This window comes from Neisseria sp. 19428wB4_WF04 (assembly GCF_015235335.1).
In the GTDB taxonomy this organism is placed as follows: Bacteria; Pseudomonadota; Gammaproteobacteria; order Burkholderiales; family Neisseriaceae; genus Neisseria; species Neisseria musculi.
This window is the reverse complement of sequence record NZ_JADGLG010000223.1, coordinates 1-285: the sequence shown is the minus strand read 5'-3', so window position 1 is coordinate 285 and position 285 is coordinate 1. Positions and strand designations below refer to the sequence as shown.

The window sequence follows — 285 nt, the reverse complement described above, 5'->3', positions numbered from 1 at the left end:
CTGCCGGTGTGGTCGAACTGGACGAATCCTACTTCGGCTCCAAACGCATCCGAGGGCGGGCGGGGGAGAGGGAGGCAAAACCATTGTTTTCGGCATCTTAAAACGGGACGACAAAGTCTATACCGAAGCGGCTATCACGGCTTGGTTGATATGGGCTGTGAAAAGTACTTCAGGGTACATCATGGTGTAGACGAGTTCGCCCGGGGTGCGCAACACATTAACGGCATCGAATTGTTTTGGGGTTATGCCAAAAACCGCTTGGTTAAATTTAACGGTGTACCGAAA

Annotated in this window: 1 pseudogene; it reads left to right on the top strand. The window is 51.6% G+C overall.

Features of this window, described 5'->3' with window-relative positions:
* Positions 1-285, top strand: a pseudogene (locus tag IR141_RS13090) (IS1595 family transposase); the annotation flags it as partial.